Here is a 15,357-nt window from a genome sequence, read left to right on the forward strand (position 1 = left end):
CAGCTTACCGCTAAAGTCGAGTTTTCCGCCAGCCTCCGCGCGTCATGAAGCAACCCGCACGATCCGTTCGCCTGCTAGCGTCGACGCTCATCGCCACCTTGCCCGCGCTCTCGCACGCGCTTGCCCTCGACGCCCAGCTCGACTGCAAATCGAACGCGCATGCGTTCATCGCGCCGCTACTGCAACAGCATCTGATCGAAGAAAAACCGATGCGCGTCGAAAAGAACTCGGTCAATGCGTTTCGACCGGCGAAGGGCACCGAACTGAGCGCGTACGACTTTCGCGTCTATGCGGTGCTCGGCTATCAGAAGGACGATCCGATCTTCACGCAGGGAACCGGCGAGCCCATTGCGGACTCGGCGTATGGCGCGGTCGTGGTCGGACTCGACAGCGCCGTGGAAGCAAAAGTGCGCGCGGCGGGCAGCGACGCCGTGGTGCATCACGTCGCGCCCTTCATCACCGCGATCTTCTGCAAGCAGGACTAGCGCGAAAGATGCGCCTGCAGCCGCGCGCGCACGTCTTCCGGCGAGATCGACGGGCGCGGCAGGTCGCCGGGCGTCCCGGTCTTGATCGAGAGCCGCGCGAACCGCACACCGTCGACGTCCTTCGCTTCGAATAGACGGTCGATCACGCCGATGTCGTCGCCGTCGAGCGCGAGCGCGTAGCCGCACGCCGAGGCGATCGACGCGAAATCGACGCCGCGCGATACCGTCGCCTGCCCGCCCGTCGATTCGTGCGCGCCGTTGTCCAGCAGCAGATGAACAAGGTTCGCGGGACCGTATGCGCCGAGCGTCGCGAAGACGCCCATGCGCATGAGCGCGGCGCCGTCGCCGTCGAGCGCGACCACGCGCAGGTCCGGCCGCGACAGCGCCAGGCCGAGCGCGATCGGCGTGACGCACCCCATCGAGCCGACGAGATACAACTGGTTCTCGCGATCGTCGATGGCGTAGAGTTCGCGCCCGCAAAAGCCCGTCGACGCGAGCACGACGGTGGAGTCGAGCGGCGTCTGCGCGATCACGCGCTGCAAGGCGTCATGACGCGTGACGCGCTCGCCTTCGAAGCGCCCGACTTGCGCACGCTCCGCACGTTCATGCACGCCCGCGAGGCCGGTCTTTTTCAACGCATACGGCGCGACGCTGCCCTTCTGCATCACGAGCGCGTAAGGACGACCCGTGCGGTCCATGTGCGCCGTCGCGCGCTCGAGCGCCGGACCGATCGCGTCGGCTTCTGTCGGGAACAGCTCCCAGGCAATCTCCATCGTGTCGAGCATGGCCGGCGTGACAGGGCCCATCAGCGCGTGCTGCGGCTCGTCGGCGACGCCCGGCTGGCCGCGCCACGTCACGATCAGCAATTGCGGCAGACGAAACGTCCAGGTGAGCGACGTCAGCGGACTCACCGCGTTGCCGAGACCGGAGTTCTGCATCATCGCGATGCCGCGCCGGCCCTTATGTTCGCCCGACGCGCCGAGCGCGACGCCCGCGATCAGCGCGACGGCATCGCCCTCGTTCGCCGCCGACACGTAGTGCAGCGTCTCGTCCTGCAGCACGTAGTTGATGAACGGCGTGAGAAACGAACACGGCACGCCGGCATACCAGTCGAAGCCGCGCTCACGCGCCGCTTCGACGAACTGGGCAGCCTCAATCACGCGCGCCCTCCGCCGGTGCCGCGCCGCCCGTACCGTACGGCGACTGCGCGTGCGCGAAGTCGCCCGCGCGGCGGAAATCGTCGAGATCGTTGACGCCGCGCCAGTGCCCGTGCACGTACTGCACTTCGATCTTTTCGCCCGCTTCGACGAGCGCGTTGAGCAAGGCGGCCATGTCGAGCTTGCCGAAGTCGTCGCGTTGCTGGAGCCGGGCGAGCGTCGCAAGCAGACGCTCCCGTGCTTCGCCGCGCACGTTCAACAGGCCCATCCACCGGCCTTGCGGCACGCCCGTGCCGCGCGCTTCGCCTGCCGCGCTCGTCACGCTTTCGAGCCACACTTTCTGGCCGAAGAGCGCGCGGTCGTCGGCGGTGGAGCAATACGCGAAGTCCGTAGCGGATGCGCCTGCCTGCGGCGACTGCGACGAATCGACCACGACGCAGAAGTCGCTGTCCGATTCCACGAGATCGCGCAGGATGTAGCTGCGAAACAGCAAATCCCCGTAGGAGATCACGGTGTCGCCCGTCAGCGCGCTTTTGTTCGATGCGGCGGCGCAGGCGAGCGACGCGAGTTCGCCCGTCTTGTCGTGCGCTTCGTTGACGACGAGCCGGATGCCCGACGTATCGATCGCGTCCGCGCGGTAGCCGCCGACCACGGTGATGTCGTTGATGCCTTCCTTCTTGAACGCCTCGACGAGATGGCGCAGGAGCGGCTTGCCCGCGACCGGCAGCATGACCTTCGGACGGTCGGCGGTGACGGCTTCGAGCCCCGCGCCGCGGCTCGCCGCGAGCACGACCGCGCTTCGCGCCGTACTCGACGCCGACAGATACACGCTCTCGGCCGCCGAATATTCGTCGGCGTCTTGCAGACGGAAGATTTCGTTGACCGCCGCGATGCGGTCTTCCACGTTCACGAGCGTCTCGCTTTCGTGGATCTCCTTCGCGATCGCCTGCATCGCCGAGGTCGCGCCGCGAATAAGGTGATTCGCCCAGATCACGGTGCTGATGCCCGCTTGCCGGAAGGCGTCGGTCGGCGTGCTGTAGTACTTCGTCGGCACGATGACGAGCGGCCCGCGGCCCGCCCATTCGCGCGCGAAGGTGAGGATTTCGTCGGGCTTCGAGAGCTTGCTGTGGATCAGGATCGCGTCGGCGCCCGCCTGGCGATAGGCTTCCGCGCGACGCAGCGCCTCTTCCATGCCCCAGCCCGCGATCAGCGCCTCGACGCGCGCGACGATCGAAAAATTCGGATCGCTCTGCGAATCCTTGCCAGCCTTGATCTTGCCGCAGAATTCGTCGATGTCGGCGAGCGGCTGCGCTTCGCCGTTGATGAAGCTATTGGTCTTCGGGAACTGCTTGTCCTCGATGCAGACGCCCGCGATCCCGCGCTGCTCCAGTTTCCTCACGAGCCGACGCACGTTGTTGAAGTTGCCGTAGCCGGTGTCGCCGTCGAGCAGGATCGGCAGGTCGCTCGCGTCGGCCATGAATTCGAGCATGTCGACGACCTGCGTCCAGCTCGCTTCGTTGTTGTCGCGCACGCCGAATTGCGCGGAGATCGCGAGGCCCGAGCCCCAGATCGCCTTGAAGCCCGCTTCCTTCACGATGCGCGCCGACAAGCCGTTGTGCGCCTCCATCATGAATTCGAGGCGATTGCTTTGCAACATCTCGCGCAGGCGCATCGTGCGCGAGAATCCGGCGGGAAGGTGTCCTGGTGCGTTCATCGCAATACTCCGGCTAGCTGATTCAATTGCGGCAACACTTCGTCGGCTGCGCGCTTCACGTCGTTCTGGAAGTCGATTTCGATCCACGGCGCGCCGGTCACGTCGGCAATGTCGAAGGTCTGACTGCGTTCCTGCAGCAGGTCGCGCACCGCTTCTTCGTGCGGCAGGTTCGCGCGGCCGGTCGCCACGTAATCCGCGACGATTTCCGCAAGACGCCGCGCCGCGCGCTCGTCGAAACGGAAGAAGCCGACCGATTCGCCGATCGTGTCGAACTTGAGGCCCGCCACGACCTGCTTGCGCAGTTCGACGGGCACGCCGTTGTCGATGCACAGCTTCACGGGCTCGTCGCCCGCTTCGAAGTCGCGGTCGATCAGCAAGCGGTTGATGTGCGCCTGCGGGTTCGCCACGAGCGGATCGAGCACGCGTTCGTCGTAGAGCACGTCAGCGTCCATCAGGAGCACGTCGCCGCCGCGCGTGAGCGCTTCGGCCGCGGTGTGCACGGACAGCACGCTGCCGAGCGAAAACTCGCTGTTCACGACGACTTCGGTCGAAGGCTTCCAGTCGATCGAATCCAGTTCGGCCTCGACCATCTCATGCTTGAAACCGAGCACGAACACGATTTCGCCAACGCCCGCCGCCTTCAGCAATTGCAGATGGCGTTCGAGCAGCGACACATCGCCGAAACGCAACAGGCATTTCGGCTTTTGCTGACCCTCCGGCTGGACGAGGCGCAAGCCCATCCCGGCCGCAAGAATAATTGCGCGCATTGTTCTTATCCTTTCGAGGATGATTCAGTCGATCTCCGGCACGCGCGCAAGACGCCGACGCTGCCAGCCCTTTTCAACGAAATGCAGATAGACGATGCCCGGCACGCCGAGCAGCAACTCGCGCGCGCGTTTCGCGAGCGAGAGCGCGAGCGCTGCTTCCGGCGGCAGGCCGACGAGCCGCGCGAGCAAAAGGTAGCCGCCCTCCTGCACGCCGAGCGAACCGGGAATCGCGAAGGCCGCGCCGCGGATCGCCTGGCCGAGGCTTTCGAGGATCAGCGCGTCGGTCCAGTCGACCGGATGGCCGATGAGACGCAACGCGAGCCACACTTCCCCTGTGCCGACGATCCAGCCGAGGAAGCTCAGCGCAAAGCTCGCCGCGACCTTGCCGCGCTCGCGATACATCTCGTGGACGGCGGCATCCACCGCTTCGGCACGCGTGACGAGCGACGACCAGTCGCGCTTCGCGGAGAAGCGCGCGGCGACCGAGGACGCAAAACGCATCGCGCGGCCGAAGAGACCGCGCCGCTGCGCGAGATAAAAGCCGAAGATCATCGCGCCGATCACGACGATCACGATCAGCACGGCATTGCGCACGCCCGTGCCCGACCCGCTGCCGAGGAGCGCGACGCCGACCAGCGCGAACAGCAGTTGCGCGAGGGTCTGCATCGTCGTGCTGACGGTGATGACGGCGGCGGCATCGCGCGCGCGCATGCCGCGCTGCGCGAGATAGCGGACCATCAGCATCGGGCCGCCGATCTGTCCGGCGGGCATCAAGCTGTTGACCGACTCGCCGCTCCAGCGCGCGAGTACGGCGTCGCGCAATGTCACGTCGCGATCGCGCTGGCCGAACAGGACGCTGATCGCGCCCGCGTCGAGCACGACCGGCAGAAGGTGAAACGCCGCCACCGCGACGAGGCCCCAGCCGGCCGCCGCGAGCGTCGACGCCACCGAGCCGAACCCTTGCCAGCCGATCAGCGCGATGAACAACACCACGCCGATCGACAGCAGGACGGTGCCGGCGCGGCTCATGCGCTTCCGTTCTTGCCGGCTTTGCGGCGAAAGACCTGCCCGAAGCCGAAATAGGCGATCGAATCCTTCATGTTCGAGATGAAGCGCTGCCACGGCCGCATGTGCGGATTCGTCACGTATTCGAACGTGAGCGAGACGCGCATTTCGTTCGCGCTAAGCGGCGTGATGCGATGACGCAGCTTGTCGCCGTCGAAGAAGACGAGCGCGCCCGGCGGATATTGCACGGAGCCCGGTTCGTCGGGCATTTCGGGATTGCGCGTGTGCAGTTCGTAGTCGAGCCGGCAGGACGAATCGTCGATTACGCCGAGCAGCATCGTGTAGCGGCGCCCTTCGTAATAGGACGTGTCGTAGTGCCAGCCGATATGGTCGCCCGGGCGCGTGTAGAAGTAGAGCGCGTAGGCGTGCGGATCGTCGGCGGGCGAGACTTGCAGCTTGTCGCCGCTGATCGTTTCCAGCCACTTGATGAGCGCTTCGGAGCGGTACAGATCGGCGATGAACGGCGCGAGCCGGTCGATGGCGTGGCGGCTGACGCTGCCGCCCTGCTTGTGGCCCGGAAGGTAATTGCGGTTCACGGCCGGCGTCAAGGCGTGGACGGCGTCGATCAGCCGCTCGGTGTAATCGCGCGGCAGGAAGTCTTCCAGATAGAGAAAGCTGCCCTGCTTGTCGAAGGAGTCGTGCAGTTGCGCGGTTTGAAGTTCACGCAGGCGCGCATCGAGCGTCGCATCGATTTCACGCGCGGAGGGTATCGCGACTCGTGCCACGGGCGTGCGCGCGGCGCTTCGATCCAGGGTTGGCGTCGGCGGATTGGCTGCCTGATTCATCGTGCTGTCTGAAAGTCCTTGCCGTCGGTGTCCTTCGCGTGCGCCGCGCCCTTCGTGCGAAGGGCCGCCCGACGCATCACGCGCTGATGATCGACTGCGACCCACGCGGCGAAGAGCGGCGCGCCGATCGAAGCGGCGATCAGGAACGGCGTCATGCCGTTCACGACGGTGATGAGGGGAAGAAGATAAAGCACGTCTTCGGTTTCGAAGCCGGCCATCGACGCCTGTTTCGTGCCGTCCTTGCCGACCATCGACTCGATGCGCATGCGCAAATAGAAGATCAGCGCGACGGCAATGCCCGCGATGCCGCCGAGCCATTGCGCCGGCACGATCATCGACGGATGATGCACGCCGACGTAGAAACCGAGGCCGAGGAAGAGCAGCACGGTCACGAGCGCGTCGCAGGCGAGATCGTAGAAATGACCGATCTTGCTCGACTGTCCGCTGATGCGCGCGAGTTCGCCATCGGTGTGGTCGACGAAATTGGACAGCGCGATCAGCAGTGCGCCGAGCGTGCAGAGCCAGAACTGGCCGAGCGACAGGTAATAGGCTCCGGCCACGCCGATCAGAAGACGCAGCGTGGTGAGATGGTTCGGTGTAACCGGGGTGCCGACGAGCGGAGTGACTAGGCGGCGGGCAAGCCGCGCGTCCCATGTAGCGGGCGCCGGGACGGCTCGGGGCTGGGTCGGACTTGATTTTGTCATGAACGCGAATATATCCCGATTCCGGCGGGCGTGCATATTCGCAAAGGGCATGGTGGACGCGCTTCGCCACGTGCCGGAAGCGCTCGCGCCGGGCTTCGAATGGAGGCTGGGATTATGGCAGTTAGACGGCGCCGCGTCCTTGCTCGGCGGCAAAAATTACGGCTAGGACGCTTGCACGCTCGCTCGCGCCCTTACTCGACCGCTTTCGGCGCGGGCGCACCGCTGCCGGGCGCGACCGTGCGTTCGTTGTCGCCGGCCACGGCTTCGTTCGTCGCGCCGCCGCTTCCGTCGATCGGAATCCTCACTGTGCGCACGGTGCCGTTGCCGAGCGGGAAATCGGCGAGCGCGCTCTGGATCAGATAAGGCATCGCGCGAATCAGCGACGCTTCGCCGCCCGAGTTCATCGCCGTCACCTTATAGACCTCGCGTCCGCTCGCGCGATCGGTCATGCGGATCTGCAACGCGTGCACGTAGATCGGATAGATTTGATCGACGTAGCTCGCCGGGCCCGGCCCCCACGGCCCGTAAGGTCCCCAGCCTCCCCACGGTCCCCAATACGGCCGCCCGTAAGGGCCGTACATCGGCCACGGATCGTAATAGACGGGCTGGCGCACCGTCATGAGGTCGCCGCGGATCGAATAGGCGAGTTCCACCTTGTAGCGCGCGCTCGCCTCGGGCACGGCACGGAACGAATACTTCGACAGCTCGCTGGCTACCTGGGCTTCGTACGTCGACTGCTCGATGCTGTTCTGCTGCTCGGGCGAGCGCGCGAACGCATAGGTACGGGTTGTGTCGCTGCCCGTCCAGTCCGAGAAGGCCGTGACCTGCGTCTGGACATAGGTCGTGCAGCCGGCGAGGCAGAGCGCGCAAAGCGCCAGCGCGGCGCGAACGACACTCGTCCAGCGATCGAACCTCATGGTCGTCCTCATTTCGATGTCCGCGTTCTTTAGTTATAGGAAGTGTTGCGACGTCCCGCACGCCGCCGAGCGTTCTGCTGAAGATACAGACCACGCTCCGTCCCCGAAAGTTCTTCGTTGGCCGTTCGGCCGATCCCCGGCCGGACCCATGATTGGCCGAGGCTTTGTACAATGGTCCGAACCAAAGTCGCCAACAGGCGCCGCCATCCACTTTTACAGAGCCGCCATGTCCCATTCGACCGAATCCGCGACTGCATCCGCGACCGCCCCTGCCGTGATACGCCGCGCAGACTACGCGCCGCCTGCGTTCCTCATCGATTCCGTCGCGCTCGAGTTCGACCTCGTGCCCGAGCGCACGCTCGTCAAGAGCACGCTGCGCGTGCGCCGCAACGCGGAGGCGCTCGCGGGCGGCCATCCCGCGCCGCGCCTCGTCCTGACGGGCGAGCAGCTCGAATTCGTGCGCGCGTCGGTGGACGGCCGCCCGCACGAAGACGTTCGCACTGGTGATAACGAACTGTCGATCGGCTCTATTCCCGACGAATTCGCGCTCGAAATCGAAAATATCTGCAATCCGGCCGCGAACACCACGCTGTCGGGACTTTACGTATCGAGCGGCAACTTCTTCACGCAGTGCGAGGCGGAAGGCTTTCGCCGCATCACATACTTCCTCGACCGGCCGGACGTGATGTCCACCTACACGGTGACGCTGCGCGCGGACAAGGCGGCGTATCCCGTGCTGCTCTCGAACGGCAACCTGATCGAGGAAGGCGACCTGCCCGACGGCCGCCACTTCGCGAAATGGGAAGACCCGTTCAAGAAGCCGAGCTATCTGTTCGCGCTCGTCGCGGGCAAGCTGGTCGCGCTCGAGGAGCGGATCACGAGCGGTTCGGGCAAGGACAAGCTGCTGCAAGTGTGGGTCGAGCCGCACGATCTCGACAAGACGCGTCACGCCATGGATTCGCTGATCCATTCGATCCGTTGGGACGAGCAGCGCTTCGGCCTGGAACTGGACCTCGACCGTTTCATGATCGTCGCGGTGAGCGACTTCAACATGGGCGCGATGGAGAACAAGGGGCTCAACATCTTCAACACGAAATACGTGTTGGCGAACCCCGAAACCGCAACGGATACCGACTTTTTCAACATCGAATCGGTGGTCGGCCACGAATATTTCCATAACTGGACGGGCAACCGCGTCACCTGCCGCGACTGGTTCCAGCTGAGCCTGAAAGAAGGCCTGACGGTTTTCCGCGACCAGGAATTCTCCGCCGACATGGCCGCTGGCGACTCGCCCGGCGCCGCGAGCGAAGCGGCGCGCGCGACGCGACGCATCGAGGACGTGCGCGTGCTGCGCCAGATGCAGTTCGCCGAGGATGCCGGCCCGATGGCGCATCCGGTCCGGCCGGAAAGTTACGTCGAGATCAACAATTTCTACACGATGACCGTCTATGAGAAAGGATCGGAAGTCGTGCGGATGTATCAGACGCTTTTCGGACGCGATGGCTTCCGGCGCGGGATGGACCTGTATTTCGAGCGGCACGACGGCCAGGCCGTGACCTGCGACGACTTCCGCCACGCCATGGCCGACGCGAACAACCGCGATCTCGCGCAATACGAGCGCTGGTACAGCCAGGCGGGCACGCCGCGCGTGACCGTGCGCACCGCCTACGACGCCGCCGCGAAGCGCTACACCGTGACACTCGCGCAAGGTTACGGCGAGGCGTCCGAAGCGGCGCGCGCTACGCAACAGGGGCCGCTCCTGATTCCGTTCGCGATCGGACTGATCGGCGGCAAGGGTTCCGACCTGCCGCTCCGGCTCGACGGCGAAAAAGAGCCGCAAGGCACGACGCGCGTGCTGGAACTGACCGAGCGCGAACAGTCCTTTACGTTCGTCGACGTCGCCGAGAAGCCGTTGCCGTCGCTGCTGCGCAATTTTTCAGCGCCGGTGATCGTCGAATACGACTACACGAACGAGCAACTGGCCTTCCTGCTCGCGAACGACAGCGATCCCTTCAACCGCTGGGAAGCCGGCCAGCGGCTCGCGACGCGCGAATTGCTCGCGCTCGCCGCCCGTGCCGCCAAGGGCGAGACGCTTACGTTGGACGATCAGGTCGTCGCGGCCTTCGAACAGGTGCTCGACGACCCGTCGCTGTCGCCCGCGTTTCGCGAACTGGCGCTGATGCTGCCGTCGGAAAGCTATCTCGCCGAGCAGATGCCCGTCTCCGATCCTGCGGCGGTCCACACGGCGCGCGTATTCGTCAGCCGCCGGCTCGCGACGGCCCTGCGCGACAAGTGGCTCGCGATCTACGAAGCGAACCGCACACCGGGCGAATACCGTCCGACACCGGAAGACGCCGGCAAGCGCGGCCTCAAGAACCTCGCCCTCGCCTACCTCGGCCAGCTCGACGATCCCACCGACGCGGTGCGCCTCGCACGCGCCCAATACGACGGCGCGGACAACATGACGGACCGCTCCGCGGCGCTCTCGGCGCTTCTGATGGCGAGCGCGTCGCCGAACGGCGAGGCGTCGGCCGCCGACGCCTCGCTCGCCGATTTCTACCAGCGCTTCGACGACGAGGCCCTCGTGATCGACAAATGGTTTGCGCTGCAGGCGACCCAGCGCGGCGGCCCGAACCGCAAGGTGATCGAGATCGTGCGCAAGCTGATGCAGCATCCGGCGTTCACGCTGAAGAATCCGAACCGCGCGCGATCGCTGATTTTCAGCTTCTGCAGCGGCAATCCGGCTCAGTTCCACGCCGCCGACGGCTCCGGCTACGCGTTCTGGGCGGAACAGATCATCGCGCTCGATTCGCTCAATCCGCAGGTCGCGGCTCGCCTCGCTCGCGGGCTCGAACTGTGGCGCCGCTTCACGCCGGCGTTGCGCGAGAAGATGCACGGCGCATTGACCGAGGTCGCGTCGAAAGTGAAGTCGCGCGACGTGCGGGAGATCGTGGAAAAGGCGCTCGCCTGATCCGGCGCTTCACGCGCTTGCGCGAACTGCCGGTTTGTGCAGGCGGTGAAGCGGCGCGCATGGCGTCGGCGCGGACGTTTCCTCCGTGACACGGGGCTGAAGTCCCGAGCGGGTAGAATCGGGGAATTCGTCAAACGCTCGTGGAGCCAAGCATGTCCATATCTCGTCGCACTACGCTGACCAAGTATCTGATCGAGCAGCAGCGCGAACACCAGAATCTTCCCGCCGATCTGCGTCTTCTGATCGAAGTCGTCGCGCGGGCCTGCAAGCAGATCAGCTATCAGGTGAGCAAGGGTGCGCTGGGCGATGCGCTCGGCAGCGCCGGCAGCGAAAACGTGCAGGGCGAAGTCCAGAAGAAGCTCGACATTCTCTCGAACGAGATTCTGCTCGACGCCAACGAGTGGGGCGGCAACCTGGCCGCGATGGCATCGGAGGAGATGGAAAAGATCTTCCCGATTCCGAACCGCTATCCGAAGGGCAATTATCTGCTGACGTTCGACCCGCTCGACGGCTCGTCGAACATCGACGTCAACGTGTCGATCGGCACGATCTTCTCCGTGCTGCGCTGTCCCGACGACACCGAACCGACGGAACAGGCGTTCCTGCAGCCCGGCTCCGCGCAGGTCGCGGCGGGTTACGCGGTGTACGGTCCGCAAACGGTGCTGGTGCTGACGACGGGCAATGGCGTGAACTGCTTCACGCTCGATCGCGAACTGGGCTCGTGGGTGCTCACGCAAAGCGACATGCGGATTCCGGTCGAAACGCGCGAATACGCGATCAATGCGTCGAACAGCCGTCACTGGTATCCGCCGGTGCAGCAGTACATCGACGAACTGAATCAAGGCAAGGATGGTCCGCGCAAGGACGATTTCAACATGCGCTGGATTGCGTCGATGGTCGCCGACGTGCATCGGATCCTGAACCGCGGCGGCATCTTCATGTATCCCGCTGACAAGCGCACGCCGGATCGGCCGGGCAAACTGCGCCTGATGTACGAGGCGAATCCGATGGCGTTCATCGTCGAACAGGCGGGCGGAGCGGCGACGAACGGCGAAAAGCGCATCCTCGACATCCAGCCGCAGAGCCTGCATGAACGCGTGCCGGTGTTCCTCGGATCGAAAAGCGAAGTGGATCGGGTAACCCGATATCATCTCGAAAAGAAAATCTGATCGGGGTATTGCCAAAACCGGAAAAGAGTCTCTATAATCTCGTTTCTCTGATGCCGGAATAGCTCAGACGGTAGAGCAGCGCATTCGTAATGCGAAGGTCGGGGGTTCGATTCCTCTTTCCGGCACCACTAGACACCTCTCAAAGCCTTCTCTGGCTTGACTGGCAAGCGTTGCAAGGCCGTGTGTGGATACTACAATAGGTACTACACGCGGTCCTACGATGCCTCTGCTACGTATCTCCCCCATCATGTCAGTCAAGCTCGCCTACAGTCGGAAGAAGCCGGGTAGCTCCCTACTGTTCTTTTACCGTCGCATCCCTGACGACATCAAAGCCCTCCTCGCTGCCTCTGGTTCCCCTCTGGCTGGCAAAGCTCACTACGTGGTCTCCCTCCAGACCTCAGACCCTCGGGTTGCTGCTCCGAAGATAACCAAGCTCCTTCAGCAGACCAACGAGGAGTGGGAACAGTTACGAAACCCGACAAGGGAAGGCGTTTTGCGTCAGGCTCGGCAACTACTGCAGCAAGCCGGGATAGACCCCAAGGCCCCTCAGGAAACCGAGGAAGGCGCTCTGTGGGCGCTCCATGACCACCTGGACGACCATCTGCCCCAGTCCGTCAGGGAAGACGAGACCATTCAGCACGGTAACCAACTAGACCGGCATCTCTCTCCAGTCCACCGGGCCGTCCTCCAGATACTCCAGAACCGCAAAGAATTCACCCTGCAGGATTGTCTCGACCAGTACGTCCAAGCCCGTCCTTCGACCGAAAAGACAGCCAAGCTGGCCTTCGGGTATCTGAGGGGTTACCTCGGGAAAGATCGAGACCTTGGGAAGATCGAACGATCAGAGGTCAATGAATTTGTCCAGTACCTCCTCGATGGTCGACATAACGAACAAGGGCGCAAGGTCAGCACTGGTACGGTCACCCGCTACCTAAACACCCTGAAAGCTGCCTTCACTCGTGCCATCCTCGAAAACTCTCTGGGTATTGGTAACGTCTTCGCCAAGGTAGAGATAAGGGGCAAAGGAAAGGACGTACGGGAGCGCGAATCCTTCACGGTCGACCAACTACGAGCGTTACACCGTGCCATAGACCAAAGGGTTTCCGATAAGGGGTGGGACCAACTTCGCTGCATCGTAACTATCATCGCAGAGACAGGGGCACGGCTGGCTGAGGTGGTCGGCCTCGCCACTACTGACGTCCACTCCCATGCTGCGGTCGCCTACATCGACATCAAAGAGCACCCTTGGCGTACCCTGAAGAACGACAAAAGTAGTGTCCGCAAGGTTCCCATTACTCCTCGGGCGATGGTCGCTCTGAAGGAAGCTCATAGGCTTTCCGAAGGCTCCCCTTTCCTCTTCCCTCACTACACCACCGCTGAGGGTAACAAGGCCGATACGGTCTCTGCTTCCTTAACCAAGTGGATACGAGGTCGCGAGGGTCTACAAGGAACGAAGCTCGGTAACCATTCCATGCGGCATACGATGAGAGACCTACTCCGGGCCACTGGGTGTCCCTCGGAGGCTGCAGACCAGATCATTGGTCACCAGACCCCGGGAATGGGCGCACGTTACGGCAGAGGTTACCCTCTCGATCAGTTGGCGGGGTGGTTGGTGAAGGCTACGAATGTTGCTCGCTAAGGCGGTCAATCAGATGCGGTCCGCTGACATTCGGAGCGGGATGCAAATACAACCTAGACCAAGGGCTACCACATGACTGAGTTTGAGCCGCACGGCATCCACCGCATGGCGGGCTACTTTTTCAAACAGTCCGCTGAGGACTACGGCGCTGCCCGCTGTTGTCTACTCCATGGCCTGTTCCCCGGCTTCGTCATGGCCGAACAGGCAGTCGAGAAGCTTATCAAAGCGTTCCTGTTGACGGCCGATCCTACGTTCAAGCCAAAGAAGGGGCAGGGCCATAACCTTGCCGCCTTCTGCGCCCGCCTTATCGAAAAGTATCCGGCAATCTCGCTCGATGGCTTCGAGCCAACCATCCAGCTTTTGCAAGCTTGTTATGACGGTCGGTATCCCGACTCCGCTGCGGACCCCATGCCACGCGCGACGGCCGAGTTACACAACGTAGACCGCCTTTATATGCACCTTGCCGACCAAGCGCCGCTTGCTGGTGACCGCAAGTGGAGCATCGGCGTTTTCCCGCACCTGTACATGGCTCACCTTGGCGTGTCTAATATGCCTGACGGTAAATGGATGTTGCACGGAAACGCAGCGGCGATGCGATTGCTGACCGGCCGCCCGCTTCCTGCCATTGTCGAACGCTGGCGCAATGCCGCCGCTCTACATCCTCATGCAATCCCTTGAAGCCAATCTCCAAAGCAGCGACTGAACCTCCCGAGTTGAATCAACCGGTCGTTAAGTTCCTCGTTGGTTGTCTCCTTGGTTCCTAATGGATTATGGTGAGGAGGTGACGGCGAGATAAATCTGCCTGCACACTTCATCCTCCCCCAAGGAATTCCAATCAACTCCCTTGACGTTTAAGAGACTCGGACTGTATTCATAAACCTGATGCTTCGTGACGCCGCACCAAATAGGTAGTACGAGTTGCGTCTCTTCAAGAATCTCCCGAGTGAAGATGGATTCGAACTCCTTCTTTCCCCATCCGCTATTGGCGAAGAATTGCGGGCTCAAGATCAGAATGCACTTCTTGCACTCCTTTAAACCTTTTTCAATGCTCTGCCGCAAGTTTTCACCAAGCTTGAGCGAAAATTCGTCGTACCAAACGGGGCACAACTTTCTTTGCAGGTTCAAAGCAATTGGTCTTGCAATTGACTCTTTGTCTCGTGAGTCGTGGCTGATGAATGCGTGCGGTTTCTCAAACTGGCTACGACCGGAAGCGTACTCGCTAGAGCGGAACTGTAAGTCATGGGCTATGGTGTTTGATTCAGCTTGCAGCTTTTCAATATTGGATTGGGACAAGTTGGCCTCGGAGTATAAGAACACTCGCTTATTCGTATGTATTGAAAACAGGTCTCTCCAGGATGGATCGCCAAACAAGCGATAGTGTATCGAAAAAGGGTCGACGTTCTTCACTTGAAGTTGGCCTGGAAACTGTTTGGCGCTAGGGAGAATTATTCCACCATCGAGATTGAGGCCGGTTTGCCCGTAGTTGAGCGATGAGAGAAATTCGAGAAAGTATTCGCAAGTGCGTACAGTGCCAGGAAAATAAAAAGCAACAAAGGCGGACTTTGCGCTCGCGTCGTATAGAACAGCCCCCTCAAATGATTCGCCGGCAAAGTCGTATTTCACTTTCACCCGGAGGCAATAATCAAAATCGGTTTCAAAATACTGTCTAATCGTGGCCATGGCAAGGTTTGGGCGGCACCACAGTAAACGAGCCGCAATAGTTATCGTTTCTCATCATAATAAGAGCGCAGTCAAATCGCACATTCATATTACCTTGGCAGTTCCTCTCAATCAATCGAGAATCGTGCGAAAGAACTGGCACGGTGCATCGTTGGGCCTGAAGTCAAAACCCTGCACAAAGTGCTGCTGACAGGTCTTTCAGGTACCCATGGGCCACAAGATCGAACGTATGCGATCCACGAACGACGCCCCTCGGAGTAAGGTGGAGAGCGCGTGATGTGTGTCAGCAATGCGGGTCAGCGGA

13 protein-coding genes and 1 tRNA gene are annotated in these 15,357 nt (G+C 62.4%); 6 read left to right on the forward strand and 8 right to left on the reverse strand.

The features are described from left to right. Positions 1-44 precede the first annotated feature (44 nt). Positions 45-485, forward strand: a complete 441-nt coding sequence (locus AWB66_RS04605; protein ID WP_087629083.1) for a hypothetical protein — start codon at positions 45-47, stop codon at positions 483-485. On the opposite strand, the gene aepY is transcribed toward AWB66_RS04605, so the two are convergent. From aepY to AWB66_RS04640, 7 genes are all read right to left on the reverse strand, one after another. Continuing rightward, positions 482-1,645, reverse strand: a complete 1,164-nt coding sequence (aepY, locus tag AWB66_RS04610) for a phosphonopyruvate decarboxylase (protein WP_087629084.1) — start codon at positions 1,643-1,645, stop codon at positions 482-484. The genes AWB66_RS04605 and aepY overlap by 4 nt on opposite strands. Next, positions 1,638-3,356, reverse strand: a complete 1,719-nt coding sequence (gene aepX / locus AWB66_RS04615; RefSeq protein ID WP_087629085.1) for a phosphoenolpyruvate mutase — start codon at positions 3,354-3,356, stop codon at positions 1,638-1,640. Before aepX ends, aepY begins: the two co-directional genes overlap by 8 nt. Continuing rightward, the gene (locus tag AWB66_RS04620) at positions 3,353-4,123 is read right to left on the reverse strand and encodes a phosphocholine cytidylyltransferase family protein (protein WP_087629086.1); all 771 of its coding nucleotides are present in this window, start codon (positions 4,121-4,123) and stop codon (positions 3,353-3,355) included. The genes aepX and AWB66_RS04620 overlap by 4 nt, the downstream gene beginning before the upstream one ends. 24 nt (positions 4,124-4,147) lie before the next feature. Continuing rightward, positions 4,148-5,152: a flippase-like domain-containing protein gene (locus tag AWB66_RS04625; protein WP_087629087.1), complete on the reverse strand. Its 1,005-nt coding sequence runs from the start codon at positions 5,150-5,152 to the stop codon at positions 4,148-4,150. After that, on the reverse strand, positions 5,149-5,973 hold the full coding sequence (locus AWB66_RS04630) for a HalD/BesD family halogenase (protein WP_087629088.1): 825 nt from the start codon (positions 5,971-5,973) through the stop codon (positions 5,149-5,151). The genes AWB66_RS04625 and AWB66_RS04630 overlap by 4 nt, the downstream gene beginning before the upstream one ends. Then, positions 5,970-6,677, reverse strand: coding sequence for a CDP-alcohol phosphatidyltransferase family protein (locus AWB66_RS04635; RefSeq protein ID WP_087629089.1), 708 nt, complete (start codon positions 6,675-6,677; stop codon positions 5,970-5,972). The genes AWB66_RS04630 and AWB66_RS04635 overlap by 4 nt, the downstream gene beginning before the upstream one ends. 191 nt (positions 6,678-6,868) lie before the next feature. Continuing rightward, positions 6,869-7,594: a DUF4136 domain-containing protein gene (locus tag AWB66_RS04640; protein ID WP_087629090.1), complete on the reverse strand. Its 726-nt coding sequence runs from the start codon at positions 7,592-7,594 to the stop codon at positions 6,869-6,871. 226 nt (positions 7,595-7,820) lie between these two features. Between AWB66_RS04640 and pepN the strand changes: the two genes are divergently transcribed. From pepN to AWB66_RS04665, 5 genes are all read left to right on the forward strand, one after another. Beyond that, entirely contained in the window at positions 7,821-10,565 is a 2,745-nt protein-coding gene (gene pepN, locus AWB66_RS04645; RefSeq protein WP_087629091.1) for an aminopeptidase N, read from the forward strand. Between the two features lie 152 nt (positions 10,566-10,717). Further along, positions 10,718-11,734, forward strand: a complete 1,017-nt coding sequence (locus AWB66_RS04650) for a class 1 fructose-bisphosphatase (RefSeq protein ID WP_087629092.1) — start codon at positions 10,718-10,720, stop codon at positions 11,732-11,734. 52 nt (positions 11,735-11,786) lie between these two features. Further along, a tRNA-Thr gene (locus AWB66_RS04655) sits at positions 11,787-11,862 on the forward strand. A 119-nt stretch (positions 11,863-11,981) separates the two neighbouring features. Further along, positions 11,982-13,373, forward strand: a complete 1,392-nt coding sequence (locus tag AWB66_RS04660; RefSeq protein WP_159462873.1) for a tyrosine-type recombinase/integrase — start codon at positions 11,982-11,984, stop codon at positions 13,371-13,373. 72 nt (positions 13,374-13,445) lie between these two features. Then, positions 13,446-14,051, forward strand: coding sequence for a HEPN domain-containing protein (locus tag AWB66_RS04665; protein WP_087629094.1), 606 nt, complete (start codon positions 13,446-13,448; stop codon positions 14,049-14,051). Between the two features lie 90 nt (positions 14,052-14,141). On the opposite strand, the gene AWB66_RS04670 is transcribed toward AWB66_RS04665, so the two are convergent. Continuing rightward, the gene (locus AWB66_RS04670) at positions 14,142-15,053 is read right to left on the reverse strand and encodes a toll/interleukin-1 receptor domain-containing protein (RefSeq protein ID WP_087629095.1); all 912 of its coding nucleotides are present in this window, start codon (positions 15,051-15,053) and stop codon (positions 14,142-14,144) included. Positions 15,054-15,357: the final 304 nt, after the last annotated feature.

This window comes from Caballeronia telluris, assembly GCF_001544495.1.
Classification (GTDB): domain Bacteria; phylum Pseudomonadota; class Gammaproteobacteria; order Burkholderiales; family Burkholderiaceae; genus Caballeronia; species Caballeronia telluris.

Bases quoted from the DNA above. Each gene is read 5' to 3' on its own strand.
- AWB66_RS04605 (WP_087629083.1), top strand. From the start codon at position 45: ATGAAGCAACCCGCACGATCCGTTCGCCTGCTAGCGTCGACGCTCATC.
- aepX (WP_087629085.1), bottom strand. From the start codon at position 3,356: ATGAACGCACCAGGACACCTTCCCGCCGGATTCTCGCGCACGATGCGC.
- AWB66_RS04620 (WP_087629086.1), bottom strand. From the start codon at position 4,123: ATGCGCGCAATTATTCTTGCGGCCGGGATGGGCTTGCGCCTCGTCCAG.
- AWB66_RS04625 (WP_087629087.1), bottom strand. From the start codon at position 5,152: ATGAGCCGCGCCGGCACCGTCCTGCTGTCGATCGGCGTGGTGTTGTTC.
- AWB66_RS04630 (WP_087629088.1), bottom strand. From the start codon at position 5,973: ATGAATCAGGCAGCCAATCCGCCGACGCCAACCCTGGATCGAAGCGCC.
- AWB66_RS04635 (WP_087629089.1), bottom strand. From the start codon at position 6,677: ATGACAAAATCAAGTCCGACCCAGCCCCGAGCCGTCCCGGCGCCCGCT.
- AWB66_RS04640 (WP_087629090.1), bottom strand. From the start codon at position 7,594: ATGAGGTTCGATCGCTGGACGAGTGTCGTTCGCGCCGCGCTGGCGCTT.
- pepN (WP_087629091.1), top strand. From the start codon at position 7,821: ATGTCCCATTCGACCGAATCCGCGACTGCATCCGCGACCGCCCCTGCC.
- AWB66_RS04650 (WP_087629092.1), top strand. From the start codon at position 10,718: ATGTCCATATCTCGTCGCACTACGCTGACCAAGTATCTGATCGAGCAG.
- AWB66_RS04660 (WP_159462873.1), top strand. From the start codon at position 11,982: ATGTCAGTCAAGCTCGCCTACAGTCGGAAGAAGCCGGGTAGCTCCCTA.
- AWB66_RS04665 (WP_087629094.1), top strand. From the start codon at position 13,446: ATGACTGAGTTTGAGCCGCACGGCATCCACCGCATGGCGGGCTACTTT.
- AWB66_RS04670 (WP_087629095.1), bottom strand. From the start codon at position 15,053: ATGGCCACGATTAGACAGTATTTTGAAACCGATTTTGATTATTGCCTC.